The 24,211-nt window shown below is 59.8% G+C and carries 21 protein-coding genes, 1 tRNA gene and 1 pseudogene; 14 read left to right on the top strand and 9 right to left on the bottom strand.

Annotated features, from left to right (window positions below; genetic code table 11):
- The first annotated feature begins 272 nt into the window (after positions 1-272).
- Positions 273-349, top strand: a tRNA-Met gene (locus tag ACFPWW_RS04475).
- Between the two features lie 73 nt (positions 350-422).
- Positions 423-896 carry a hypothetical protein gene (locus ACFPWW_RS04480; protein ID WP_377310648.1) on the top strand — a complete coding sequence of 158 codons (474 nt, stop codon included), beginning with the start codon at positions 423-425 and terminating at the stop codon, positions 894-896.
- Between the two features lie 447 nt (positions 897-1,343).
- Here the strand turns inward: ACFPWW_RS04480 and ACFPWW_RS04485 are convergent.
- The 4 genes and pseudogenes from ACFPWW_RS04485 to ACFPWW_RS04500 form a co-directional block, all read right to left on the bottom strand.
- Positions 1,344-2,246: pseudogene (locus ACFPWW_RS04485) on the bottom strand (recombinase family protein); the annotation flags it as partial.
- A gap of 54 nt (positions 2,247-2,300) precedes the next feature.
- Complete coding sequence (locus ACFPWW_RS04490) at positions 2,301-2,771, bottom strand: recombinase family protein (protein ID WP_377310650.1); 471 nt, start codon at positions 2,769-2,771, stop codon at positions 2,301-2,303.
- Positions 2,772-2,872: 101 nt separating this feature from the next.
- On the bottom strand, positions 2,873-3,361 hold the full coding sequence (locus ACFPWW_RS04495; protein WP_377310652.1) for a hypothetical protein: 489 nt from the start codon (positions 3,359-3,361) through the stop codon (positions 2,873-2,875).
- A gap of 624 nt (positions 3,362-3,985) precedes the next feature.
- Positions 3,986-4,321 carry a hypothetical protein gene (locus ACFPWW_RS04500; protein WP_377310655.1) on the bottom strand — a complete coding sequence of 112 codons (336 nt, stop codon included), beginning with the start codon at positions 4,319-4,321 and terminating at the stop codon, positions 3,986-3,988.
- An 851-nt stretch (positions 4,322-5,172) separates the two neighbouring features.
- Here ACFPWW_RS04500 and ACFPWW_RS04505 point away from each other — a divergent pair.
- The 5 genes from ACFPWW_RS04505 (at position 5,173) to ACFPWW_RS04525 (ending at position 11,075) form a co-directional block, all read left to right on the top strand.
- Positions 5,173-6,303 carry a hypothetical protein gene (locus ACFPWW_RS04505; RefSeq protein ID WP_377310657.1) on the top strand — a complete coding sequence of 377 codons (1,131 nt, stop codon included), beginning with the start codon at positions 5,173-5,175 and terminating at the stop codon, positions 6,301-6,303.
- 399 nt (positions 6,304-6,702) lie between these two features.
- Positions 6,703-7,704 (top strand): hypothetical protein, encoded by a 1,002-nt coding sequence (locus ACFPWW_RS04510; RefSeq protein ID WP_377310659.1) that lies wholly within the window; start codon positions 6,703-6,705, stop codon positions 7,702-7,704.
- Between the two features lie 116 nt (positions 7,705-7,820).
- Entirely contained in the window at positions 7,821-8,348 is a 528-nt protein-coding gene (locus tag ACFPWW_RS04515) for a hypothetical protein (protein WP_377310661.1), read from the top strand.
- Positions 8,341-10,305 (top strand): AAA family ATPase, encoded by a 1,965-nt coding sequence (locus ACFPWW_RS04520; protein ID WP_377310663.1) that lies wholly within the window; start codon positions 8,341-8,343, stop codon positions 10,303-10,305. The genes ACFPWW_RS04515 and ACFPWW_RS04520 overlap by 8 nt, the downstream gene beginning before the upstream one ends.
- A complete protein-coding gene (locus ACFPWW_RS04525) occupies positions 10,302-11,075 on the top strand; it encodes an ATP-dependent Zn protease (RefSeq protein WP_377310665.1) in 774 nt (257 codons plus the stop codon). The genes ACFPWW_RS04520 and ACFPWW_RS04525 overlap by 4 nt, the downstream gene beginning before the upstream one ends.
- A gap of 626 nt (positions 11,076-11,701) precedes the next feature.
- Here the strand turns inward: ACFPWW_RS04525 and ACFPWW_RS04530 are convergent.
- Positions 11,702-12,346: a helix-turn-helix domain-containing protein gene (locus ACFPWW_RS04530; RefSeq protein WP_377310667.1), complete on the bottom strand. Its 645-nt coding sequence runs from the start codon at positions 12,344-12,346 to the stop codon at positions 11,702-11,704.
- 157 nt (positions 12,347-12,503) lie between these two features.
- On the opposite strand from ACFPWW_RS04530, the gene ACFPWW_RS04535 reads away from it, so the two are divergent.
- The gene (locus tag ACFPWW_RS04535) at positions 12,504-13,466 is read left to right on the top strand and encodes a hypothetical protein (protein WP_377310669.1); all 963 of its coding nucleotides are present in this window, start codon (positions 12,504-12,506) and stop codon (positions 13,464-13,466) included.
- Between the two features lie 4 nt (positions 13,467-13,470).
- Here the strand turns inward: ACFPWW_RS04535 and ACFPWW_RS04540 are convergent, their stop codons facing one another.
- The 3 genes from ACFPWW_RS04540 to ACFPWW_RS04550 form a co-directional block, all read right to left on the bottom strand.
- The gene (locus tag ACFPWW_RS04540) at positions 13,471-15,234 is read right to left on the bottom strand and encodes a hypothetical protein (protein WP_377310671.1); all 1,764 of its coding nucleotides are present in this window, start codon (positions 15,232-15,234) and stop codon (positions 13,471-13,473) included.
- A 90-nt stretch (positions 15,235-15,324) separates the two neighbouring features.
- A complete protein-coding gene (locus ACFPWW_RS04545; protein ID WP_377310673.1) occupies positions 15,325-15,993 on the bottom strand; it encodes a response regulator transcription factor in 669 nt (222 codons plus the stop codon).
- On the bottom strand, positions 15,959-17,206 hold the full coding sequence (locus tag ACFPWW_RS04550; protein ID WP_377310675.1) for a sensor histidine kinase: 1,248 nt from the start codon (positions 17,204-17,206) through the stop codon (positions 15,959-15,961). Before ACFPWW_RS04550 ends, ACFPWW_RS04545 begins: the two co-directional genes overlap by 35 nt.
- Positions 17,207-17,470: 264 nt before the next feature.
- On the opposite strand from ACFPWW_RS04550, the gene ACFPWW_RS04555 reads away from it, so the two are divergent.
- The 5 genes from ACFPWW_RS04555 (at position 17,471) to arcC (ending at position 21,603) form a co-directional block, all read left to right on the top strand.
- A complete protein-coding gene (locus ACFPWW_RS04555; protein WP_377310677.1) occupies positions 17,471-17,827 on the top strand; it encodes a hypothetical protein in 357 nt (118 codons plus the stop codon).
- 187 nt (positions 17,828-18,014) lie between these two features.
- On the top strand, positions 18,015-18,224 hold the full coding sequence (locus ACFPWW_RS04560; RefSeq protein WP_377310679.1) for a hypothetical protein: 210 nt from the start codon (positions 18,015-18,017) through the stop codon (positions 18,222-18,224).
- Between the two features lie 170 nt (positions 18,225-18,394).
- Positions 18,395-19,624, top strand: coding sequence for an arginine deiminase (gene arcA, locus ACFPWW_RS04565; protein WP_377310681.1), 1,230 nt, complete (start codon positions 18,395-18,397; stop codon positions 19,622-19,624).
- Positions 19,625-19,661: 37 nt separating this feature from the next.
- A complete protein-coding gene (locus ACFPWW_RS04570; protein WP_377310683.1) occupies positions 19,662-20,666 on the top strand; it encodes an ornithine carbamoyltransferase in 1,005 nt (334 codons plus the stop codon).
- Position 20,667: 1 nt separating this feature from the next.
- A complete protein-coding gene (gene arcC, locus ACFPWW_RS04575) occupies positions 20,668-21,603 on the top strand; it encodes a carbamate kinase (protein WP_377310685.1) in 936 nt (311 codons plus the stop codon).
- Positions 21,604-21,618: 15 nt separating this feature from the next.
- On the opposite strand, the gene ACFPWW_RS04580 is transcribed toward arcC, so the two are convergent.
- Positions 21,619-22,974 carry an amino acid permease gene (locus ACFPWW_RS04580; RefSeq protein ID WP_377311075.1) on the bottom strand — a complete coding sequence of 452 codons (1,356 nt, stop codon included), beginning with the start codon at positions 22,972-22,974 and terminating at the stop codon, positions 21,619-21,621.
- A gap of 164 nt (positions 22,975-23,138) precedes the next feature.
- On the opposite strand from ACFPWW_RS04580, the gene ACFPWW_RS04585 reads away from it, so the two are divergent.
- Positions 23,139-24,065 (top strand): cation diffusion facilitator family transporter, encoded by a 927-nt coding sequence (locus tag ACFPWW_RS04585; protein WP_377311076.1) that lies wholly within the window; start codon positions 23,139-23,141, stop codon positions 24,063-24,065.
- The last annotated feature ends 146 nt before the right edge of the window (positions 24,066-24,211 follow it).

Here is a 24,211-nt window from a genome sequence, read left to right on the forward strand (position 1 = left end):
GTCGGTCGCTGCCAGGTCTGCTAAACGCAACTCAACGCATGGGCCCGAAGCTGAACGAGCTTCGCAACCCTACATGCGGAAATAAAGATGAAATCTTCTCTTCACAAACTCTACGGCCCAAAGCCGATCAAAGGGCCGCTCGCAAAGCGGCCTTTTGCTTTATAATGCCTCATGAACGCGAGACAAATTGCGTCGCAATTTGCTCGGATGAGATCCGCAAAGCGCACACGCTTTGCGTAGCCGCGACAAATCCCCTTGGGATTTGCGCTGGACGCGGGGTGGAGCAGCCCGGTAGCTCGTCAGGCTCATAACCTGAAGGCCGCAGGTTCAAATCCTGCCCCCGCAACCACTGAGACTTGTAAATTCTCCCACTCGGGATATTTGCACCGAAGCTCCTCCTCATATGAGTCGAGGAGCTTTTTTTGTTTCTGCTCCGTGTCGATCTCGCCGGATGCAATCCGGGCCATCAGATCATTCTGGGCGGCGGTGATGAATTGCTGCTCCATCAGGTCCAGAACCTCCATCGAGGCCATGATGTTGGCGATCGAGCCGTGCACCTGCAAACTGGCAGGCTGATGGCCCGGAGTCTTGCCAATCACGACCGTCTGGATGAGATCACGCACGATCGGCATCAGCCGCTGCTTGGCATGTTCGTCGCCGTTGTTGCGTGCCAGGAAGATGAGCTTGCGGATGCTGATCTCGGTATTGGCGGGATTGAATTGCGCCTTCAGCTTCGCAATCTTCTCCTGGAAATCCTCGGTCGGCTCCTGCGACTGGGCGAGTTCCAGAACCAGCGCCTCGCGCGTGACTTCCAGTTCATCCAGTTGATCATCCAGGATGGCAAGCCGTGGCCGGCCGTCGGCATGGCGGTCCTGAATCTGCTGCATGAGACCTGATTGTTTCGACTTGATCGCCGCGAGCTCTGTGGTCAACTGGTCCTTGCGCGAAGGCAGGCTCTTCAGCTTGCTCACCTCATGGGCGACCATCTTCTCTGAAATCCGGTCGAAGATATCCATCGAGAAGAAGGCCACGGGCAAGCAGTTGAGGACGCGTTCCTCCAGTTCATGGCGTGTGATGGTCTTGCTGTTACCACAGCAGGCGCCGTCGAGGTCGTCGATCGGCAGGCGCTTCTTGCGGTTGGTGCAGCTATAGCGGTCCTTGCCTGAGATCGCGTAGGGACCTCCGCACTCTGCGCATTCGAGCATGCGGCTGAGGAGATACTCCGGGCGCTGCGTCGCATTCAGCCGGTTGTTCCCCCCGAAATCGAACAGCTCACCGATCTCCTTCTGGCGGTCCTTGACGCGCTGCCACAGGTCGTCGCTGACGATGCGCATCTCGGGCACGTCCGTCAGCACCCACTCGCTGGCATCATTGACGCGGGCGGTACGGCGCTCCGTCTCTGGGTTCTTGCGGTAGTTGCGCTTGTTCCAGACCATGCGGCCGATGTAGCTCTCATTGTTGAGGATGCCGGTACCGCGGCTGACGTGGCCGCGGATGGCGGTGTCGCGCCACTTCAGGCCGCGTGAGCCGGGCACGCCTTCCTTGTTGAGGATCTGCGCGATGTCGCGTGGCGACATGCCGTCGGCATAGAGCGTGAAGATGCGGCGAACAACCTCGGCCTTCGCAGCATCGATCTCGCGCAGGCCTTTGATGCGATCACCGTTCACATCGCGCTGCTGCGAGATCATGTAGCCATAGGCCAGGCAAGTGGATGCCTTGCCCTTGCGCACGGCGGTCTTCATGCCCTCCCGGGTCCGATAGCGGATCTGACCGACAAGCTCGTGACTGAGCATGGCGCGAAACGACATCTCCATGTCCGTTACCGGGGTGCCGGCGTGGACCGTCCAGAGGTCGACATCGCGATAGCGCAAATCCTTGAGAATCTTGTGGCTGTGCTCGATGTCGCGCGACAGGCGATCGACGGTGACGCAGAGCACGACATCAATGCGGTCGCGCTTCACATGCGCCATCAAGTTCTGGATGCCGGGGCGGAGCTGGTAGCTGGTCCCGCTGATGGCGGCGTCGGAATAGATCTCCACGAGCGTCCAGCCTTGTTTGACGATGAACGCCTTGCCGAGTTCGATCTGCGTTTCGATCGACACCTCGTCCTGGCGATCTGTGGAGTAGCGCGCGTAGAAGAGTACTGTCTTGGTCATTCTGGTCTCTCGGTTCGAGATGCAATCTTGGGGGACATGGTAGCCGGTGGCGTGGGACTTGGGAGCCCCGCATCGCTGCCAGGCCATCATGGCCCGGCGGCTGAAAAAAGCTCGCGGCAATTATTGCCGCAGGCGCTCTTGCTTTTATTGCGTGGCGGTCGGGAACTGCGCGACCGAGACGGAGTGAATATCGTCCACCGCCAGAAGGCGGGCACGATAGCGGCTCTGTTGTTCAATCTCACGGCCGAGAAGCGCGCGAATAGACAATCCCAGATCCGTCACCGGGGCGTCCCCGGCCATGGTCCAGACCTCGACGCCGCGATTGCGGAACTCGCTGTGGATCTCCAAGCTGTGCGCCATGTCGCATGACAGGTGATCCATCGAGATGCAGAGAACCACGTCGATGTCACCTTCAGCGGTGCGATCGCGCAGCGCCTGGATACCGGGGCGCGTCTTGTCGGTCGCGCCGCTGACCATATGGTCGGTAAAGACCTCCACGAGCTTCCAGCCCTGCTTGCGGATGAATTCCGTGCCGAGTTCGATCTGCGTTTCGGTCGGCAGTTCATGCGGACGGTCGGCCGCGCAATGTGCGTAAAACAGTACGGTCTTGGTCATCTGGGCGCCTCATCTTGAGATGAAATTTGGGGGACATGGTAGCCGGCGGGTAGCCCCGCATCGCTGCCAGGCCATCATGACCCGGCAGGTCGCAGTGCCGCTCAGCGCGTCAGGAAATCCGTCGCCAGCCAATGGGCGGTGGCTTCCATCTGGGCGATATACTCGGGCATGAGAGCTTCCAGTGTATCAGCGGTGTTCTTTCCGGTGCTGTAGATGATGTCGCAGACGCGCAGGGCCATACGGATACGCATCGCTGTAGCAGCGAATGCGGTCACGATGGCCGGCGTGCCGTGCACACCCGGATGACGAGTCGAGAGGACGAGGGTCACGCTATGATTTGTGCCCTCAGCCAGGTTCTGCTTGGGGACCTTGCGCGACAGTGCCACCGTCTTCGCATCGATGGTCATGTAGACCGGCTCTGCGAGGACGTGGCGCCCATCGATCACGAACGCCGGCGCCTTGTCGAAGACGCCGGAAAGGCGATCGAGGAGCATGCTGTGTTCGCGGATGAACTCCAGAATATCCTGGAGCCCCCCTTCAGACTGGAACAGCTTGGAGGTGTCGTTCTTGTGCTGAGCTGTACGCGACATGATGAGTCCTTTCTCTCGCGGTTCGCCTTCGTCTTCGAAGGCGAACCGCGCGAAGAACCTCCGCGCGCATGCGGCCGGTGCAGATCGCGAAACCGCGATCTTTCTTGCACTCACTGTCCCGGGACGGCTGGATCGTGGCGCCGTCGACATGGAATACGTGAACCATGGGCGCCTCCTTTCCGTTGCGGGCTGGCCTGTTGAACACTTGACGGCGCCAATAGCTCACAAAGGCGGGCACTTCTCAAGTGTCGGCATTTGCATGGTATCGATGCCAATTTGCCGACAATTGCCTCGAATCTCGAAATGAGACAGCGGGAACAACTGAGCGACCGGAGGACGCGACCCCGCTTGGGTATGACGGTAAGCCATTGTTAAATATGAAATTTTAAAAAACTGTGGCGTATACGCAACACATTGATTGGCTGGTGCGCTATCCGTCAATCAGGCCTGCTTGTCGGCCCCCGCCTCGCGAAAGTGCTCGAAACATTCGATTCAGGATAAACGGCGTTTAACCGAGTAATGGGGGGAGCTATCGTAGGGTTTGTAAACGCCGTTAGGCGTTCCCATTGTCAGCGTTGGATGGCCAAAGACCGGAACCGCAGGTGGCAGGTCGAACGAAACCGCTCAGCCGCTTTCGTCGGCACCGTCAGGATAGAGCAGGTGGGGCTTGCGGCGGAAGGGCCAGTCGCCATCCCCGTACTTCTCGACGAGCTCATCGAAGACGGTGCGGGACGCCTGTTCGTCGAAACCCTGTCGAACGAGCATCAAGATGACGACAGACCGGAAGGCTGCCAACGCTTCGTGGTTGCCCTTCGGGACCATGCTCGAAATCGACATGAATAGCGCCGTCCGGGCCACGTCATCGCGTCCGGGGCGTCTCGCCTTGCGGTCAGCGTCCCGCAGCATTTGCTGCCGCTCGCGCTGTTTGCGGTTGCGGATCACCTCGGACTTCGCTGGCATGCACTCTTCCCCATCAGGTCTCTAGCTACCGATGTCAGACCGCAGTCCGACCGGCAACGCCGTTTCCAAGGAATCGAAAATCCCGGTTTATGAATCGTTTGTCCGCAGTTCGGAATCAAATGAGCGCAATTTGAGATGCATTGCGGGCACGTTGAAACCGGTCGAGATGAGTTGCGGAGGCGTAAACGGTGGTCGTGAATCAAATGACCAGCGTTCGGAATCAAAGATCTCGGACCTTGAATCAAATGATCGCAATTTGTCTCGACGTGCGGACACGTTGAGATGACGTGCGGGCAAGCTGAGAGAAATCGCCAGAGTCGGCGGCCACCTCCTGCAGATGATGGCGACCGGCATCGCGCAGGATCCACCGGCGGACCATGCTCTTCCGCGTCCGGTTCGTCGATCAAGCCAAGTGTCAATCATTCCTCCCATTTATGCGGAATGGGGCTTCGCCGAGCGGCCATCTGGTATGCCGTCTGGACGGTGAGGCGGTGGCTGCGATTGTACTTGGTAGCCCGTTTCTCTGTGCTTGGAACGTCTTCGTGCGGGCCACAAACCCTCAGTGCCACGCCGTCCCGCCCGGGATCTGAATCTTTCTGCTAAATATAGACGCGTATTTGTTTAGTTTAAAATAATCATGTAATCCGTATAAATTTATATATTTAGGTTAAATTATGGTTGTACATAAAATACAAATGCAGAAATGTGATGAAGAAATAAGAATATAATCCGATTTATACGTACAACCGATTTTACTTCAATTTGTTGTTCCGGAGTATCGGTGCGATCATGTAAGCATTCGATGAGCGAACGCCATCGGATGTTACTGTAGATCATTACCGGAGTATTCCATGCGTACCAAGACCACCAAGACGACCGCGACTGCCTCCTACTCCTACGAAGACAACGGGATCGGCCAGACGCTGCGCGAGCAGCTTGAAGCCAGTGCCGCCTATATCTTCGACCTCGGCCGGCGCACGACCGAGCAGACCTTCGAACCCGGAGATCATCTGGCCCAGGCCGCCGACCTGCTGGCCGATGGCAGGTTCGACCGTTGGGTCAAGAACCGCTGCGGTCTCGCGGCCCGCAGCGCCCGCAATTATATGGCGGTGTTCCGCAATCTCACGCCCTACCGGGACGATCTTGTCGATCTCTCTGTCGGGGCGACGGTGCTGTTCCACCTGAGTTCGGCAACCGAAGATCAGGTAAAGGCGGCGATCAGCTTTGCCGAGGAGCACGGGCGTCTGCAGGTCGCCGATGTCAGGGCCATCCTGGCGGGCGACGATGAAGAGGGCGACAAGCCTGAGACCGACGATCAGCACCGTGTTGGCGGTGTGGCCGGACTGAAAGCGCTGATTGCGATCAAGATCCGCGAGGGGTTGAAGGCGTTCATCGCCCATGTCGTCGCAATCTGCCAGGCAATCGAGGCAGCGCTGGCCAAGGGCCGCGTCATCAAGGAAGCGCTCGCGAAGCAGATCCAGGACATTGCCCGCGTGGCGCGCCAGGAACTCGAGAGTCTCGCCCTGTTCGTCGAGCCGGAACTCGACGGGGGTCGGAACACGCGTCCCACCCGGTTTGCGAAGAAGACCGGCTGGGCCGAGGTCAACGACACGCTCTATCGCCTGGGCGGCCTCGACGGCTGGCCGAAATCGAAAGAGATGCCCGACTGGCTTGCACTGCATGTGCTTCCGGTACTCGGCTGGGCGGTGTCGAAGGAGAGGAAGCCGGAATGGCCGCTCGAGGCAGCGAAGTCTCCGGCTCCTGAAGTAGTGGCACCGGGCGTGTCGGACGATGTCTCGACCGGCGCCGAGGTCACGGACGACGCGATCGCGCGGTTGGGCACGGCATTGGAAGAGGCGACGGGCGGCTTCATGACCGTCAGCCGGGAAACGCCCCGGGCGCGCAAGCGGTTTGCGATCGTGCCGCCACTCGCGGACGACGCTGTCGCCGAGGTGGAACCGGCGCCTGTGGTCACTCCGTAAGGACGGCGTGCTCGAGGGGCCGGTGAACCGGCCTTCCCGCTAAACTCGAGAGGGCCGCATGTCGGCCCTTTTGTTTTTGCCTCGTCATCTCGGCGCGAACGCGCTTTCCGGCGGAGAGGGTGGCCAGACGGCTTCACCGGTCCTGGGCTTTGTGAGCCCGCCGTTAACCTTGTACCGGCTTTGTTCCAAATTTGTGGTCCGGGTCCTTGAGCCAGGCTCCCGGTCCTGCCAGGTTAGGGGCGTTCGGACGACCGGACACAAAACGGCCCAAGCCGATGCTGGTAACATCGACAAGGGCCTGACCCTCAGCCTTCTTGCGAAAGGAATCGGGCTATGACCACGCATACTCTCTCTGCCCCCGCCGGGGAAGTTCTCCGTTCGACCGCCGCCGCGGCCTCGATGTTCACCCACCGCCCGTTCGGCCTTGGTGCCAACAGCATCAGCGAACCGGCGGTACTCCGCCGCCATCCGCATATCGTTCGCTTCGCCGAAGTCGAAGCCGATCTTGACCTGCTGATCGATCGCGCCATTGCCGCCATCGCCGACGGCGAACCGATCGAGGACGAGATCCTCGGCCACTACGTTCACATCGCCTCCCTGGTCCGTGCGGTCTCGTTCCGGGAGGGCAAACTGCTCGAGCAGGCGGTTGAGCGTCTGGCGAAGGCCAACCCGAACATCACCGTGCTGACCCAGTCGCTGAAACTGCCGCTGGTCAAGGCGGCGCTCGAAGCCATCTCCGGCAACGACTGGGCTTGCCTCGACGGCATCAAACTCGACTGCGAAGCGCCCGCCAAGGGCAGCTACACCCCGGACCTGATCGTCGTGAACCGCGCCCGGCACACCGCCTACATTCTCGACGTGAAGCGTTCGCTCGCCTCGTACGGCGACACCAGCCGCCTCGAAGAATTGAAGATGAAGATGATGGCGTCGGCGATGGTGCTGCCGGACTGGCTCTACAAGAACCACAAACGCATGATGGTCGACACGGTCGAGGTCGCCATCGTCGATGGCGCCAGCCGCCCGAGCGACCACGCCACCGGCATCTGGGCCTTGTGCGAGATCGATGACCTGCTGGAGATCGATGGTGTCGCGGCCTGCATGGCCGAACTGCGTCTGCGCTTCGGTCGCCGCGTTCAGCAGCTTCTCGAAGTGGAAGCCCGCAAGGCTCTTGGTGTTCTCCACGCGCTCATGGCGGATCCGACGCATGCTTCGGCTATCTCGGGCAAGCCGCTGATCGCGTTGAACGGCCCGGCGCGCAGTTATGCGGAAGAGCAGGCGATGACCGGGCCGGACGAAGATGATGGTCAATGCGATCTCGGCTGCTTCGACGAGGATCAGGATGAAGAGCCGGAACCGGTCCGTATCCGGGTCGGGTTTGCCCGCCGTCCGCGCCAGCACTGATTGGCTGATAGCCCAACGGCGCTGAACGCAGCCGCGCCGTGAGCGCGCGGCCTGCTTCCCCAGTCTATCCATTCCGACAACGCCGGATGCCCAAGTGCTCCGGTGAGGAGACAGTCATGTCCATCGATACCCACACCCCGCCTGTGACCGGTTTCCGTTGCGAAGCGGTCACGGCCGATACCATCGCGTTGCCCTGCACCCACAGCAGGTTCGCGAACATCGCCCACGCCCGACCCGCTGGCATTGATCGAGCCGCGAGCCATCGCGATGATCCTGCCGTTCTAATCGGCCTGGCGGGCGCCTGCGTGCGGCAAGGTCCACTGGTGCCCGCCCCTCTGACGGCCAAGTTGAGTGTGCTTGCCGATCATGACGACGCCGCCTGTCGCCTCGTGCTCGACTGGCTTAGAAACCGCAATCGGCATCTCGGTCTGCTCTCGGACGAGTTGACCCGGTCGGCTCCGGCTGCCATGTCGGCGAAGACACAGGCGGTTTGTCGCTCTATCGGCGAGCGCGTGCAGGCAGCCTCCGCGAAAGCGGGTCACCTTGATGGACGACCGCGCATCCGGACACGGCCGCGCGATCAGGTGCTGAACCCCGAAACGGCAATTATTGCCGCGGAGAGCGGAGGGCGCGTCGATGGATAAACTCGCTCGTCTGCTCGTCCGCCGCCTCCGGCATTTTGCTCGCCGCGAGGCACGCCGGGTCGCCGTGTGCAACGGCCTGCTCGAGGCCAGGATCGTCGATGTCGATGGTCATCTGCTCTGCCGCTACAGTCCGGCTTTCGACACGACGAGGCTGAACGGTGATCCGGTTCGGGATGGCCTGTGGTTCCAACGGAACTTCGGTGCCTGGCTTGTCGTGCCGAAGGCGAACAGCAATCCGTCTTCAGACAACGGTGGCGAGGCTGGCGTGACAACGGAGGTCGGTGACAAGACGCTGTCCGCTCGGCTGCTTGCTTTCCCCCAGGCATGCCGCAGTGTGATGGCGCAAGACGTGATGCCGGACAACGACATCGACCGGCTCGCTTACGCGGTCCGCCTTGTGGATCGGGCAGCGGCGGCGCCGCCAATCAGCAATATCGTGGCGGCGCTGGTGTTGGCGCGCGCGGTGCAGAGCAGCGGGCGGTCCCTGCGCGAGATCGTTCACACGCTGGTCCATATGACGCCAATCATCACACTCCATGCGCCGCTCGATGGCTTCGAACGGGAGGTGCTTTGGCTGCTCGAAAAATCCCGGCTGGTGCCGGGCGGTCCCTACGTCATCATCAATTCGGACCACATGTTCGATGATGATCACTTCGACTTCGTCGAAGGGGAGCCGCGCAAGCGTCTCGTCGTGTTCCCGGGCGCAGGCGTGCATCGTGTCACCGGCAACGCCCTGCGTCGACGCATGATCAGTGCGTTGTCCCGCGAGGCCCCGATCCTCGCCCTTGTGGAAAAGCGGTCGGACATTCCCGCCCTGGTGCGGATGGCTGTCGATCTTTCGCTGGAAACAGGCAAGCTCGACCGAAGGTTCGTCGCTGATCTGGTCGAGGTCCTCTATCCGGACACTGATATTGGGATTCTTGGCCTGCCGCCGGATCCCGATGCACGCTGGTTGTCGCTTGAGGATCTGGTCCTTGCCTTCCGACCGGGGCGACATGTTCGGGACGTGATGCACGTCCTTGCTGGACTGATTGAACGCAATCGCGGCGACGCCGAGAAAGAGGACGGTGATGGCAAGGGGTCTGGATCGGAGCCCTCCACGACATCCACCGAGAAGGCGTCAGGATCGGACGAGAAACCGAAGGCTTCCGATAGTGACAGCAACAGTCGCTGGAAAAAGGACAAACCGTCTGGTGCCGAAGTCATCCAGCCCGAGGCTCCACTGAAGCCGGGTGAGATCGGCCACAGACCGCCACAGACCGTCGAAACCCTTTCGGGATACGGCAGGGCCAAGGACTGGGCGCTCGATCTCAAGGCCGACCTCGAGGATTACCGTGCCAGCATCCTCACTTGGTCGGAGATGAGCACCAAACTGTTGCTGTCCGGCCCGCCCGGGACCGGCAAGACCACCTTTGCCCGGGCGCTCTGCAACAGTCTGCAGGTCCCGCTGGTCGTCACTTCTGTCTCGACCTGGCTGCAGGGTGGGCATCTGAACGATGTCATCGACAAGATGTCGAAGACCTTCATTGAGGCGCGCGCCATGGCGCCGGCGATCCTGTTCATCGACGAGATCGACGGCATCGGCAAGCGGCAGCCGGCCGAGCGGGACTATTCCGACTATTGGAATGCCTTGGTGAACAAAGCGCTGGAACTGCTCGATGGCGCCGTGAAAAACGAAGGGCTGATCATCGTCGGCGCCACCAACCGGCCAGACCATATCGACGAGGCGATCAAGCGGTCCGGACGGCTGGAGACCCATATCGAAATCCCCAAGCCGGATGTGCCGACGCTTGCGGAGATCCTTGCCCACCATCTCGGTGACGATGTGAACGAGCTCATCCGGGAGCCGGTACCGGGCGTCGAGCCGGAAGCCAAGAACGGATTCTCGCTGAAGAAGATCGTCGCCGACCATCTGAGGGAGGAAGCAGAAAGCGAACGGAACGGAGCAACCCGATGACAGCGACGCAGAACATCAATACGACCGAAACGCCGACCGCCGCGCATCAGGCCAATCCCGCCGACTCGATCCTGCGGCGTCTCGCCACGCGCGCCATGGGACTGACAGGTGCCGATATCGAACGCATCGTCCGGGAGGCGCGACTGAAGGCGCGTCGTGGCAAGCGGGCGATCAGCTACGAGGACATCGAAGAGGGCATTCGCGGCAATCGTCCACCGGTGCCCTACGATCTACGCTGGCGCTTTGCCTTCCACGAGGCCGGGCATGCGGTTGTTCATCACGCCCTCGATCTCGGACCCGTCCGCGGGCTCAACATCGACACCGGGCAGGGTGGCTACAATCTCGTCGGCTTCCACTTGTGGGCGACCGATACCCGTGACTGGTACGAAAATATGCTGACGATGCTCATGGCCGGGCGGGCCGCAGAGGTTCTGGTGCTCAAGCGCGTCTCGAGCGGTTCCGGTGGCACCGACGATAGTGATCTGGCGCGGGCCACGCGGATCGCCTTCGATATGGAACGGGTCCTTGGCTTCGGGGCCGAGCATCCGCTGCTTTATCGACCACATCGCGATCCGGGCGAGGTGTTTGGCCATGATCCCGAGCTGGCGGTTCGTGTGCATGCCAGGCTGGAAGCGGCGCTCGACCGCGCGGCGGCGATCCTCAGGAAGCGCAGGCCAACCTTCCATGCCCTCGCCAAGGCGCTGTTCGATGCCCAGGCCATGGATGAGATGGCGGTCAAACATATCCTGACAGGCGGTCGCTCGGCCTAGCCGACGTTGTTATGGCGCCCGCCTTCTGGTGATCAATCTTCGTCTCGAGACCATCCTTTGGATCGGCGGCCTCGTCGTGATGGCGCGGCGTTGATGCTGACTGTCAATCACCTAAAGTGGTCTTCAAGCGCCCGGAGTATGCTGGAGAAACCCCGGCCCTGAGCATACAACAAGGTCCGGTTACCGCGATGCTCCCGGATAAACTCCGTCGCCGCATGTTTCGCGGAGAGCCAGGTGACAACGAAAATGTCTGCATTCTCAGCGAGAGCCCTTAGACGCGGGTCGCGGCGGGCAGTGCCTGGGCGAGCCTTTGCCTGTTAATTCGCCAGGCGGGAGTGGCGCGGTAATTCCGGTGAAGGACGTCATGGTCGGCCCTGCAAAGGCCTTCAGGACCGGTGCCAGCCGGCACCAGGCCATCATCGTTGGCGTGGCGACGAGGATTTGCAGCCGGCCGGCTGTGTTCGTGATCGGAACGAGAGCGCCCGGAAATGCCGGATCGATAAAGGCTGCTAACGACATCAGGCCTGCGGAAAGTATTTTGCCTGATGAGTCTTATCTTCGGCGAGATGCTTGCGTCATTGTGCAGTCCCTTCTTTGCAGGATTGATTTTCCCAACTGCTCTCTCGTTAGATCGCTAGGCCGATGAGTGCGTTGCGGTCGAGAACGCGAACGATACGCTGCAGCTTGCCGTTCAGGCAAAGGATGCGCTTCTCGCGAAGCTTCGTGAAGCAGCGGGCGACGGTTTCGACTGTCAGTCCGAGATAGTCGGCTATATCGCTACGCGACATCATCATATCGAATTCCGGGTTTCCCGGATGACGATCTGCCATTTCAAAGACAAATGCCGCGACCCGCTTCAGTGCGCTTTGTTCGGTGATGACAAGCTGTTTGTGCTGGGCTTTTGCGAGATTCGTGAGTGCGATATTGAGAAGGTCTATTGGGACGGCGGCGTTCTGTTGGGTTCTAAAGGGCCTGATGGAGGTCTCGCAGACGGCTTCGGCGAAATCAATTCGCACATTGCCCGTTTCGAGACCAAACCATTCGCCCTCGCCGCAAAAGGACAGAATGTAGCGCTGCCCGCTTGCAGTCAGGCGATAGATCCGGACGGTGCCTGCCTCGACCTGATAGAACGCAAGCGCATGTTCGCCTTCGCTATAGATCGGCTGGTCGGCCTTGAACCTGATCGACTGCTCCCTGGTTGTCCCGACAGCCGTACCATTGCGCTGCTCCGGCACTGCCGCATGATTTCCGATCGCGTGGTCTTGAAGCATGAGCGTCGCCTCCTCCGATCGCAGCTTAGGTAATCGCGGTTTTCCCCGATATTCGAGATATCCCTTACGTATTGCTACGGAAGCCCGGCACGATCGACAGGTATATAAAGTTGTCGCTCCTGTTGAGAGCGATATGCAGATATCGCGGGAGGTCTCGATGGCACCGGATGAGGGAGGAGACAGTCGCGCGCCGCAAGATACTGATGGCGTGCGTGCGCAGCTTGACCGTATACTTGCCAGTCCAGAGTTCCACGCCCCCGAGCGTGGCCGCCGCTTCCTGCAATATATCGTCGAGGAAGCGCTGGAAGGGCACGGCGAACAGCTCAAAGCCTATACGATCGCACAGGCGGTTTTCGGGCGCGATGCTTCCTTCGATGCGCAGAATGATCCGGTCGTGCGCATCGAGGCGGGACGCATCCGCCGCGCGCTCGAACGTTATTACCTTGTAAGTGGACGGGATGACCCGATACGAATTTCGGTGCCCAAGGGAGGCTATGCACCGCTTTTTTCAAGTGGTGTCGGTATCTCGGATGCCGGAGAGACAACCAATTCTCGGACAAGCGGGAACAAGCCGGGTAGCGCCGTGCGGATCATGACATGGCGCGATCTTCTCGTACCGATCGGCGTGCCAGCATTGTTTGGCGCAATGGCAATTCTGGCCCTCATCCGGCCGCTTGAAGCCTATCTTTCACCACCGGAAACGGAATATTCGCCCGCTGTATCATCGCTGAGCAGCAAGATCAGGATCGCCGTGGAGCCCTTCGCCGCTCTCGGCAACGATCCATCGGGTATGGATTTTGCCAGAGGACTGGCCGATCAGTTGATTGCGAAGCTCATGAAGGTGAAGAATTTCGTCGTGTTTGCCCCAGACCGGACCAGCGTGGAGACGAGCGGCGGCCCGTCGTTCAACCTGCAGGGAAGTGCGCTCGTCGAGGGCACGGTTCTGCATGTGCATGTCCGGCTGGTAAACGGCGCTAATGGGGCGGTCGTCTGGGCAAATCAATATGACCGTAACCCGCACGGTCAGGCCATGCTTGATATCGAGGACGAGATTGCCGCGCAAATCGCGATGGAAATTTCAAACAGCCCCAGGCTGGCTGATCCAAGCTCCGATCCGTAAATTCCTATCTTGCAGACGAGCGTTCGAAGGCCAGTCCCGCAGCATGCAATCCGCTCAGGAACCGTTCCTGATCTTCGGGCCGCTGCAGGCGCAGGGCCAGTTCCTCGCGAACATTGGCCATCAGCAACGGCGCGTGAATATTCAGCCAAGCCTCCTCCCGGCCGGCTTCATCCAGCTTTCCAGCTACGCCGAGAATGGATAGCAAGACGAGATGATGCATCGGGTTGGAGTCGAGGTCGGACCTTCGTGCCCATTGTTCGGCCGCTTCGATATCCCCATTCATGAACGCACAGAGCGCCATGCCGATTTCGTAATAACCTCTGGGGCCTACGCCCTTCTTGAGGGCAATCGACAAAAGCTCGCAGCCCGATTGCCATTTGCCCGACATTGCCAGCCGGAAGCCATATTCACCGGCGACTTCCACATCATCGGGATTTGCAGCATAGGCTGCGGTTCCTGCCTTCAGGGCCCCATCTATATCGCCCCGATAAAAGCTTACCATCATGAGGGCCTGCAGAACGTGAGGATTGCGGGGTGCAAGCGATGTCGCCCGCCTGATCGCGGCGGTTGCCTGGTCAAGCGACTGCGCGGGAGATGATGTGCCGAGCTTGTAGCGAAAGCGCAGTTCATCAAGGTAGACGAGGGACAACAATGCCCAGGATTCGGCGTTGTCGGGAATATGCTGGGTCGCCTGCTGGAGGCATTGACGTGTCGCACCTTGACTTTGAACAGTCATGTTCTGTCGATAGCTGTAATATGCGAGCGTGCAGATCTCGTCTTGCCGTGTCGGCCAGGCGGTGGTCTGCGTGTCGGGTTGAAAGATGGCACCGTGAGGCTGCGCGATTGAATTGGTGATTTGCCGCGCGATATTGCCTTGTATGGCAAGCTTGTTCTGCGCTTGAAGGTCTGCGTCGAAATTATCGGCCCAGATAACGGCGCTATCTGATTGGCGCACCAATCTGGCAGCTGTGCGCAGTCTGCTCCTGTCGAACTGGACACTACTCTGGAGCGAGTAGTCGGCATTGGCTGCGCGATGGCTTCGCATTGGGTCAGCCACCACGATGATGTTGTCGAATAGGGTAAGCTGACCGATAACGTCATCCCTCAGGCCACGGGCAATGTCCGAACTAGCGCCGGCCGGGCCGTTTTCGGCAAAGAATTCAACGATCACCTTCGGTTTGGAGATTGCCGGCGACGGTGAATCCACTGTCAAGATCCGTGGTGCAGATAGTGCAAACGCCATAACAAAGAGGAGGACAGCGAGAACGGCGGCCATGGCAATCCGAAGGCCTGGAATAGGTTGCCGATTTTTATCGCGCGTTTTACGACGTAAATGCTCGCCGGGGTTTATGGGTTGCGATTTTTGCGAGCCTGTCACGGGTGCGGCCGGAGCTGGCGAACACTGGGCATATTCAAAATGCGGGACGTATCCGCCTTTTGGCACGGTAATGATAACCTCGTCCGCCTGGCCTGCAACGAGATAATAGCGCTCGAGCGCCTTTCTTATTCGGCCGGCTTCGATCCGTACCACCGGATCGTTCTGCGGATCGAACGATGCTTCCCGGCCAAAAACCACATTTGCTATTGTAAATGCCTTCAGGAAATCCGATCGGCCGGCGAGTGTCTCCTTGACGACGAATTCCAGGAAATTCCGTCCGCGTTTTGGCGCCTGAAATTCCACGCTTGTGAGAATACGATCCACCTGCCGGCTGATTTCATCAGCCGTCGGCCCAAGATTATCGAAGGCTTGGATTTTTGCGCTCCGCATGATCGCCCCTACGACAGGTCACGCAATTGCTTAAGCTTTTCCCAATGTATCATATCCCACAATCCTTTGGTTGCAAGACTTGGTTCGGAATCATCGAATATAGGTCGACGGGCTTCCGATCGGCGCCAACTTTGCGGTTTCCCGCGATTGCGTTGCAGCATCGATGGTAATGGCCATCCGCATGAGTTCCGCAAGATTACGCGCACCCATCTTTGCCATCACATTGGCGCGATGAACCTCCACCGTGCGGGCGCTGATGCCGAGATCGAAGGCGATCATCTTGTTCTGTAAGCCATCGAGCACACTGGAAAGCACCTGGTGTTCGCGATCGGTGAGCTGGCGCAGCCGCGCCGCGACGGTTTCGTAGTCGGCGATAACCCTGCCGGGCCGCCCTTGTCGTGTCGCTGCATTGATGGCTGCAACGAGCGCCTCTTCCTTCAGCGGTTTTTCCAGAAAATCGAAGGCTCCCGCTTTCATCGCCCGAACCGCGGTGGCGACATCGCCCTGGCCGGTAATGACAATCGCGGGTACATCCACGCTGAAACGACGCAGACACTGAAGCAATTCGATGCCGTCAATATCGGCCATGCGCAGGTCGGTTACAAGGCAACTTCGCCCTGAAAGTGGCAGCAGTTGGAGAAAGGCTTTCGCCGAGCTATGCGCGCGAACAGCAAAGCCTGCAGATACCAGCAGGAATGTCAGGGATCGCCTGAGCGCCTCCTCGTCATCCACGAGATGGATCGTAAGATCGTTCGCCATTGATTGTGCTCTCCACCAGCGGAAGCGAAAACGAGAGGATCGAACCGTCCCGCATTCCCTTGCGCGCGCTAATGCGGCCCCCATGGGCTTCAATGATACGCTTGGATAAGGCCAGGCCCATGCCGAGGCCGCGTGGTTTGCTGGTCACGAAGGGACGAAACAGCGCCTCCTCGATGTCGATCGCAATACCGCAGCCATTGTCGGACACGTCGATGACGAGATGGGCGAAATCGTCGCTTCCCGTGTGGATCGCGATAGCCGGCTGTTCGATAGCGTCAGTCGCCTCGATGGCATTGCGAAGAAGGTTCGTCAGCACCTGGATGATCTGGACGCGATCAGCGACCACAATGTCCCGCTTCGCTTCAAGCTGGAGATCCACATGATGATCCTTCCTCTGCGATCCGGCGAATGCGAGCGTCGCGGCCTCCTGAATCAAGGCGTGAATCGATTCCGGTCTTTTCTCGGCGGTGCCGCGCTTTGCAAACTCCCGAATGTTCTGGACGATCATGCCCGCCCACGAGGCGTGCTGGGTAATTTCCGACAGAGCTCCGCGAAGCGCCTCGGGGGGCCATTGACGACCATTCGTTATAAGGCGCGCGCACCCCTCCGAGTAAGCGGTGATCGAAGCCAGCGGTTGGGAAAGTTCATGAGCCAGCGTTGCGGTCATTTCGCCGAGTGTCACTATTCTTGCGAGGCGAGCGAGCTCATATTGAAGCTCCTGAACCTGCAGCAACGTCTCACGCTCGCTCCGGAAATCCTCGAAGATCGCTGCAGCGAAGGTCTCGCTCTCGCACTCTTCCCGGACGATGGTCAGCGCAGTTGGAAACTGGGCGCCGCTCTTGGTCATTGCCAGTCCGGCACGAATGGCACCCTGATCTGCCCAGCGTCCATTGAGCTGCGCATCCGGCGTTGCAGACCAGACAAAATCGATCTTGCGACCGAGCAGCTCATCTTCGTGATAACCGAATAAAGCGACCGCAGCCCTGTTGCAGGCAGAAATCCTGTTGTCGTCGGCCATGAAAAACACGGCGTCCGGCATGTGTTCATAGAGTTGCCGGAGCCAATCCGTCCGAGGTCCATGCTTCTCATCGTACGAAGCGGGGGCGGGTTGACGACGCGCTGTCCGTGACGCGGCGAAAGCGTTCCGCCCTGTCAAGCTCAAGACAACCGAACCGTATCCGGTCGCATGCGGAGTCCCTGTATTGATAGACATGATTGTCTCCTCCGCCCCTTGAGAAGCTGTTCAGTGCCTGGACTGCCTTGTCTCTCTCAACAATAACGCGAGTTTAGCATTTTTGCAGGTGTGGTCCGTGTAGTATCGCGTAGACTCTATTGGTCTTTCTGCACAACCAGGTGTGAAGTCCGTTGAATCAGCGCGTTGGCTGTCCCTCGTCTCCATTGATCCGGCTCAATGCCTTTGGCTCTTCGTTCTGCTACTCTCAACCGAAATGGGTGTCGTTGTTGAGGGAGCTGGAAGATGAGAAGGTTTACCCTTGCTATCGTTATTGCGACCGCTGCGTCTATCGTGGCGCCCGCTGTTGTTGGTGCCCAGGAGACCCGCAAGGAATTCCGACGGATGAACTGGGCCGAAAGCCTGCCGGGACACATCAGAACCTATCATGACAAGCGGTTTTCGATCGTCAGTTTTCGGACGGCGGTCGAAGTCGGCTCGATGCCAACGCCAGGCAGCGACGAACATGTGCAGGAAATCCGTAAGGCCATCCGTTCCAACGCGTGGCTTGTTCAGCAATTGAAGGCCAAGAAATTGTCACCCAATCAGATCGAATGGGTGACGCGTGCCCGCAACGGCAACCTAACCTTCTACATTGAATGACTGATCGCTGGATCCGCCGGGTTTACCACAGAGGGGACCCGCCATTGCCGGTTTGGCGTCAAGGCAGGCATGGCGGAATGCAACATCCGCAGAACGCCGGCAGGAAAAACGAGCCGGCCGAGCGACCGGCGTGCCGAAAAAGGGCCTCTTGTCCGGTCGATGTTCGTGCATCGTCGGGGAGGGTTCGGTGGTGTGGCGGTTGGTCGTCGAAGCTCCGTTCGAAGAGGATATCGAACTCGCCGTCATTGATGACGAAGGTATCCATGCCCTGATTTTCCCTTGCCAACGCTTGTCGGGCGGTTGGGCCAATGCGTTGACCGGCGAGATGCTGGACGTTCATCCGACCCATTGGCGCGCATGGCAAGTGCAGCGATGCAATGTGTGCGACCTGCAATGAGCAAACCGTATGTCTGATTTCTGAAAAGACGGAAAACCGCGAATGCTGCGGTGCACCTTGTTTGCAATCAATGACATCAGTGGGCCGGCCCCAATAGTCTGCCAAACAGCTGAACGTGTTCAGAGACCGGCGGCGCGACCGCTGTCCTGAAGTTTGGGAAGGAGGACGGCATGCGTGGTTTCGGCGTTCATTCCGAGGTCGGGAAACTGAGAACTGTCATGGTTTGCCGACCATCCCTGGCTCATCAGCGCCTGACCCCTGCCAACTGCCATGACCTGCTTTTCGACGATGTGCTCTGGGTGCATGAGGCCCAGAAGGATCATTATGATTTCGTGCTGAAAATGCAGGAACGGGGGGTCGAGGTTCTCGAACTCCACGATCTGCTTAGCCAGACGCTTGCCAACAAGCAGGCGCGCGATTTCGTTCTGGACCGGCGCATCACGCCCAATGTGCTCGGCTCGCAGATCGCCGAGGCGATGCGGCCATGGCTTGACGACATGCCCGCGACACAGCTTGCCGCTTTCATGATCGGCGGCATCTCCATCTCCGACCTGCCGGATGTCAGTGCGAAGTTGCTGATGCTGAGCGCCTTGCCGGAAACCGATTTCGTCATCCCGCCGATCCCCAACACGCTGTTCCAGCGCGACCCCTCCTGCTGGATCTATGGCGGCGTGACCTGCAATCCGATGTTCTGGCCGGCCAGACGCGCGGAGACGCTGATCCAGCGGGCGGTCTACAAGTTTCATCCGATCTTTAACGGCGGCGATTTCCGCATCTGGTGGGGCGATTCCGACAGCCAGTTCGCCAATGCCTCGATGGAGGGCGGCGATGTCATGCCGATCGGCAATGGCACGGTCCTGATCGGCATGGGCGAGCGCACCACCTATCAGGCCGTCGGCCAGGTCGCGCAGGCCCTGTTCAAGAACAAGGCCGCCAAGCGGGTGATCGGCTGCCTCATGCCGAAGAGCCGTGCGGCAATGCATCTCGACACCGTGTTCAGCTTCTGCGATCGCGATGTCGTCACGCTGTTTGCCGAAGTCGTCGACCAGATCCGCTGCTACAGCATGTATCCGACGAATGATGACGGCGCATTCGAGATCCATCCGGAAAACCGGTCGATGCTGGATGTCGTCAGCGAGGCGCTCGATCTGCCGGAGCTGCGCGTCGTCGAGACCGGCGGCAATTCCTATCAGGCAGAGCGCGAACAATGGGACGACGGCAACAATGTCGTGGCGCTGGAGCCCGGCGTCGTCGTCGCCTACGACCGCAACACCTACACGAACACGTTGCTGCGCAAGACGGGCGTCGAGGTCATCACCATCCGCGGCTCCGAACTCGGCCGGGGGCGTGGCGGCGGGCACTGCATGACATGCCCCATCTGGCGCGATCCGGCTTACTGACGTTCTCACCCACGAAACAGACCGACGGAGCAAGACAATGAGCTTCAATCTGCGCAATCGCTCGCTTCTGACCGTGCAGGACTACACCCCGCGGGAATTTCGCTATCTCCTCGATCTCGCCCGCGATCTGAAGCGGGCAAAATATGCCCGCACAGAGCAGGAACACCTGAAGGGCAAGGAGATCTGCCTGATCTTCGAGAAAACCTCCACGAGGACCAGATGCGCCTTCGAAGTCGCCTGCTCGGACCAGGGCGCCAACGTGACCTATCTCGATCCGTCCGGTTCGCAGATCGGCCACAAGGAATCCTTCAAGGACACGGCCCGCGTGCTCGGCCGCATGTATGACGCGATCGAATATCGCGGCTCCGCGCAGCATGGCGTCGAAACGCTGGCGCGCTATGCCGGGGTGCCGGTCTATAACGGCCTGACGGATGAATATCACCCGACGCAGATGATTGCCGACGTCATGACCATGCGTGAGCATAGCGACAAGCCGATCGCCCAGATCAAATATGCCTATGTCGGCGACACACGCTCGAACATGGGGCATTCGCTGCTCATCGTCGGCTGCCTGCTCGGCATGGATGTGCGCATCTGCGGTCCGAGGTCGCTGTGGCCATCGGAGGAATACATGAAGATCGCCAGGGATCTTCAGCAGGCCTCCGGCGCCCGCCTTCTGGTGACGGAAGATCCCAAAGAAGCGGTCAAGGACGTCGATTTCATCCATACGGATGTCTGGGTTTCGATGGGCGAGCCGAAGGATGTCTGGCGCGAACGCATCAAGCTGCTCACGCCCTATCAGGTCAATCGGGACCTGATGAAGGCGACCGGCAATCCGCAGACCAGGTTCATGCATTGCCTGCCCGCGTTCCACGATACCGAAACCACGCTCGGCAAGCAGATCGCCGAAGATTACGGCATGGATAATGGTCTCGAAGTTACCGATGAGGTCTTCGAGTCCGAGGCCAATGTCGCCTTCGAGCAGGCGGAAAATCGCCTGCACACGATCAAGGCCCTGCTCGTCGCGACCTTGGGAGACTGACATGCGTATAGTCATTGCGCTGGGCGGGAACGCGCTTCTGCGGCGCGGAGAACCCATGACGGCCGATACGCAGAGGCGCAACGCGCGCGTCGCGGCCCAGGCGATTGCACCGCTCGCGGCCGACCATGAGATCGTCGTGACGCATGGCAACGGGCCGCAGGTGGGGTTGCTTGCCCTTCAGGGGGCGGCCTACAAACCCGAGGAAGCCTATCCGCTGGATGTGCTGGGCGCCGAGACCGAGGGCATGATCGGTTATATGCTGGAGCAGGAACTCGGCAATCTCCTGCCGTTCCAGCAGCCCCTGGCAACGCTCCTGACGATGGTGGAGGTCGATGCGGACGACCCGGGTTTCCAGCACCCGACCAAATTTGTCGGCCCGGTCTACGACAAGGCCGAGGCAGACCGCATACGGACGGAAAAGGGCTGGGTTTTCAAGGCGGATGGCGAAAAGTGGCGCCGCGTCGTCGCTTCGCCGGTACCGAAGCGCATCTTCGAGATCCGTCCGGTCCGCTGGCTTCTGGAACAGCGCACGATCGTCATCTGTGCCGGCGGCGGGGGCATCCCGACCATGTATGAAAAAGGCGCCGATCGGAAGCTGATCGGCGTCGAAGCCGTGATCGACAAGGATCTTTGTTCGGAGCTTCTGGCACGCGAGCTTAACGCCGACCTGCTGATCATGGCGACGGATGCCGAGGCTGTCTACACCGATTGGAGCAAGCCGTCCCAGAAGGCGATCCATCGCGCCCGTCCAGATGATCTCAAGCAGTTTTCCTTCCCGGCCGGCTCGATGGGGCCGAAAGTGGATGCGGCTTGCCATTTCGCCCGCGCCAACGGCAAGGCGGCGGCGATCGGTTCGCTTGCCGATATTGCCGGAATGGTGCGCGGCGAGCGCGGGACCATCATCGATGGCGGCTTTGACGGCCTGAGCTGGCATTGATCGTTCAAACATAGCCTATCCGGAGACGGCCGGACGCGTTGTTGCGTCCGATGCCGTCTCTTCGTCCATCGTTTGAGGCGCGTTTCGCCTTTGCCAGACATAGACGGGTATACCGAGCATCAAGAGTACCAGACCATAGAGAACCGGCTCGGCGCCGGAGCCGTAGAGCGTGAAGATCGCAAAGACAAAGGCGATGAGTTCGATCGCGCTGATCCTCTGCATGCGGCCCTGCATCACGCCTGCAACAAGGGGTCTGGCAAGTGCACAGAAGGCATAGGGAACGACGGCAGCCATCGTGCTCAACCCGACCATCAAACGATAGACCGCAGCAAAACCCTCTGAGCCGAGCGCTTGAACAAGTACCAGGATCGTTGCGAACGAGGCTGAGATGACCATCCCCCATGCCGGAACGCCGCGTGGGGAGAGCCGGGCAAACAGCGGTGGAAACAGTCCGTCGCGGGCCGCCGCCATGGGAATCTGCCCCATCAGCAGCGTCCAGCCGTTCAGCGCGCCGATCGACGAGACCAGGACGGCAATAGAGATCGCCAACTCGCCGGGCCGCCCCCACATGACCCCGGCGGCCTGAGAGAAAGGCGCAAGCGAGTGAATGAGCTGTTCGCGGGGCAGGACACCCATCACCACGACGGTGCCGAGGACGTAGAGAGTGGCGGCGATCGAGATCCCAAGCACAGTCGATCGCGGAATGGTTCGTTTCGCATTCTCGACATCGCCGGCAGGAACGGTCGCCGATTCCAGTCCCAGGTAGGCAAACATCGTTAATGGCGCCAGCGTTGCAAATGACTGCAACAATGGCTGGCCGCTCGGATTGAATTCGGAGAAATGCGACGTGTCGATGTAGAGAAGGCCGATGATCGCAACAGCGCCGAAGGGAAGAAGCTTGGCATATGTCGTCACCTGCGCGAACAGGCCCGCGGCGTGAACACCACGTAGATTGACGAGCACGATCGACCAGATCACGCCAAGCGTCAGCACGGTCGCGGCGAAGCGATTGCCCAGGGCAGGAAAGAGATCAATCATCACGCCGGTGAAGGCAATCGCGATGACCGGCAGCGATGTCCAGATGGAAATCCAGTAGCCCCAGGCGATCAGGAAACCGGCAAAATCGCCATAGGCGAGCCTCGTATAGGCATAGGGCCCACCGACCGCGGGCACAAGGCTTGCCAGCCGCGCGAAGGTGAGGCCGAGGCAGATCGCGCCGGCGCCCATGAGGATCCAGACGATGATCGCCAGTTTTCCGTAGGGCGCGACCGCTGCCGGCGAAAGATAGAAGCCGGATCCCACCATGTTTCCAACCACGATGGCGGTACAGGCGGCAAGTCCGAGGCTTTTGCCCTTTGACGATGATGTCATAGTCCCTCCCGGGAGCCGTCCGTCATGAGCGATGGCTCTTCGGAGTGTGATTGTCGTTGCAAAAACGGACAGCCGCAATCCGGATCAATGCGTAGTCTGCCGGCCTGTTCTAACCTTCACCATTCCGATAAAGCAGCTAGAATGACGGTGCCGGAGGGGAGATGATGCTGAGCGAGCAGGGATTTCTAAGGATCTCGATTGCGGCGACCGTTGTTGTCGCCACCCTCGGGATCGTCTTCGGCATACTCTCAGGTTCGTTCTCCATCGCCTTCGACGGCGTTTATTCTCTTGCCGATGCGGCGATGACCGGGCTGGCGCTCTGGGTATCGAGCCTCATCATCAAATCGACGCGGAGCGATGCCCAATCTGGCAGAATTCGAAACCGCTTTACCATGGGTTTCTGGCATCTGGAGCCGATCGTCCTCATGCTCAATGGCTGCCTTCTGATGATGGTCGGCGCCTACGCTTTGATCGGCGCGATCATCAGCATCCTGAACGGCGGCCATGAACTGCAATTCGGCATGGCGGTGGCCTATTCCGCAGCGACCATGCTCGTCTGTGTCGTCATGGCCGTCACCGGTATCAGGCTGAACCGCCGCATCGGCTCCGATTTCATCTCGCTCGATATCAAGGCCTGGATCATGTCGGGCGGGATTGCGCTCGCTCTGCTTATCGCCTTTCTGATCGGAATGACCGTGCAGGCGACATCGGTCGCCTGGATTGCCAGTTACATGGATCCGGCGGTGCTCGCGCTCGTTTGCGTTGTGATGATCCCGCTTCCGATCGGCACTGTCTGGAAGGCGCTCAGCGAAATTCTGCTGATTGCTCCCGTCGATCTCCAGGACCAGGTCGATCGCATTGCCTCGGACACGGTTCGTCGCCTCGGCTTCCTCTCGCATCGCGCCTATGTCGCCCAGGTCGGCCGCGCAAAACAGATCGAGCTCTATTTCATTGTGCCGGAAGGACTGCCCCCAAAAACCATAGAGGAGTGGGACGCGTTGCGCGATGAGATTGGCAATGCGATCGGTGACGAGAGCGCCAATCGCTGGCTGACGATTGCCTTTACCGCCGATCAGGAATGGGCGGAATAGCAGGGACAAGTATCAGCGCCCACAACCGGTATCGAAATGCTTTGTGCCACGTTGATTGCAATCAACGACGCCGCACGACCCGTCATGTACGATCCTCCGACCTGAGATGCATGCGCCTGCAAAGCGGCCGCAGCCTTCGCCCCTCG

It is taken from the genome of Rhizobium sp. GCM10022189 (assembly GCF_042656325.1).
Lineage (GTDB): Bacteria > Pseudomonadota > Alphaproteobacteria > Rhizobiales > Rhizobiaceae > Rhizobium.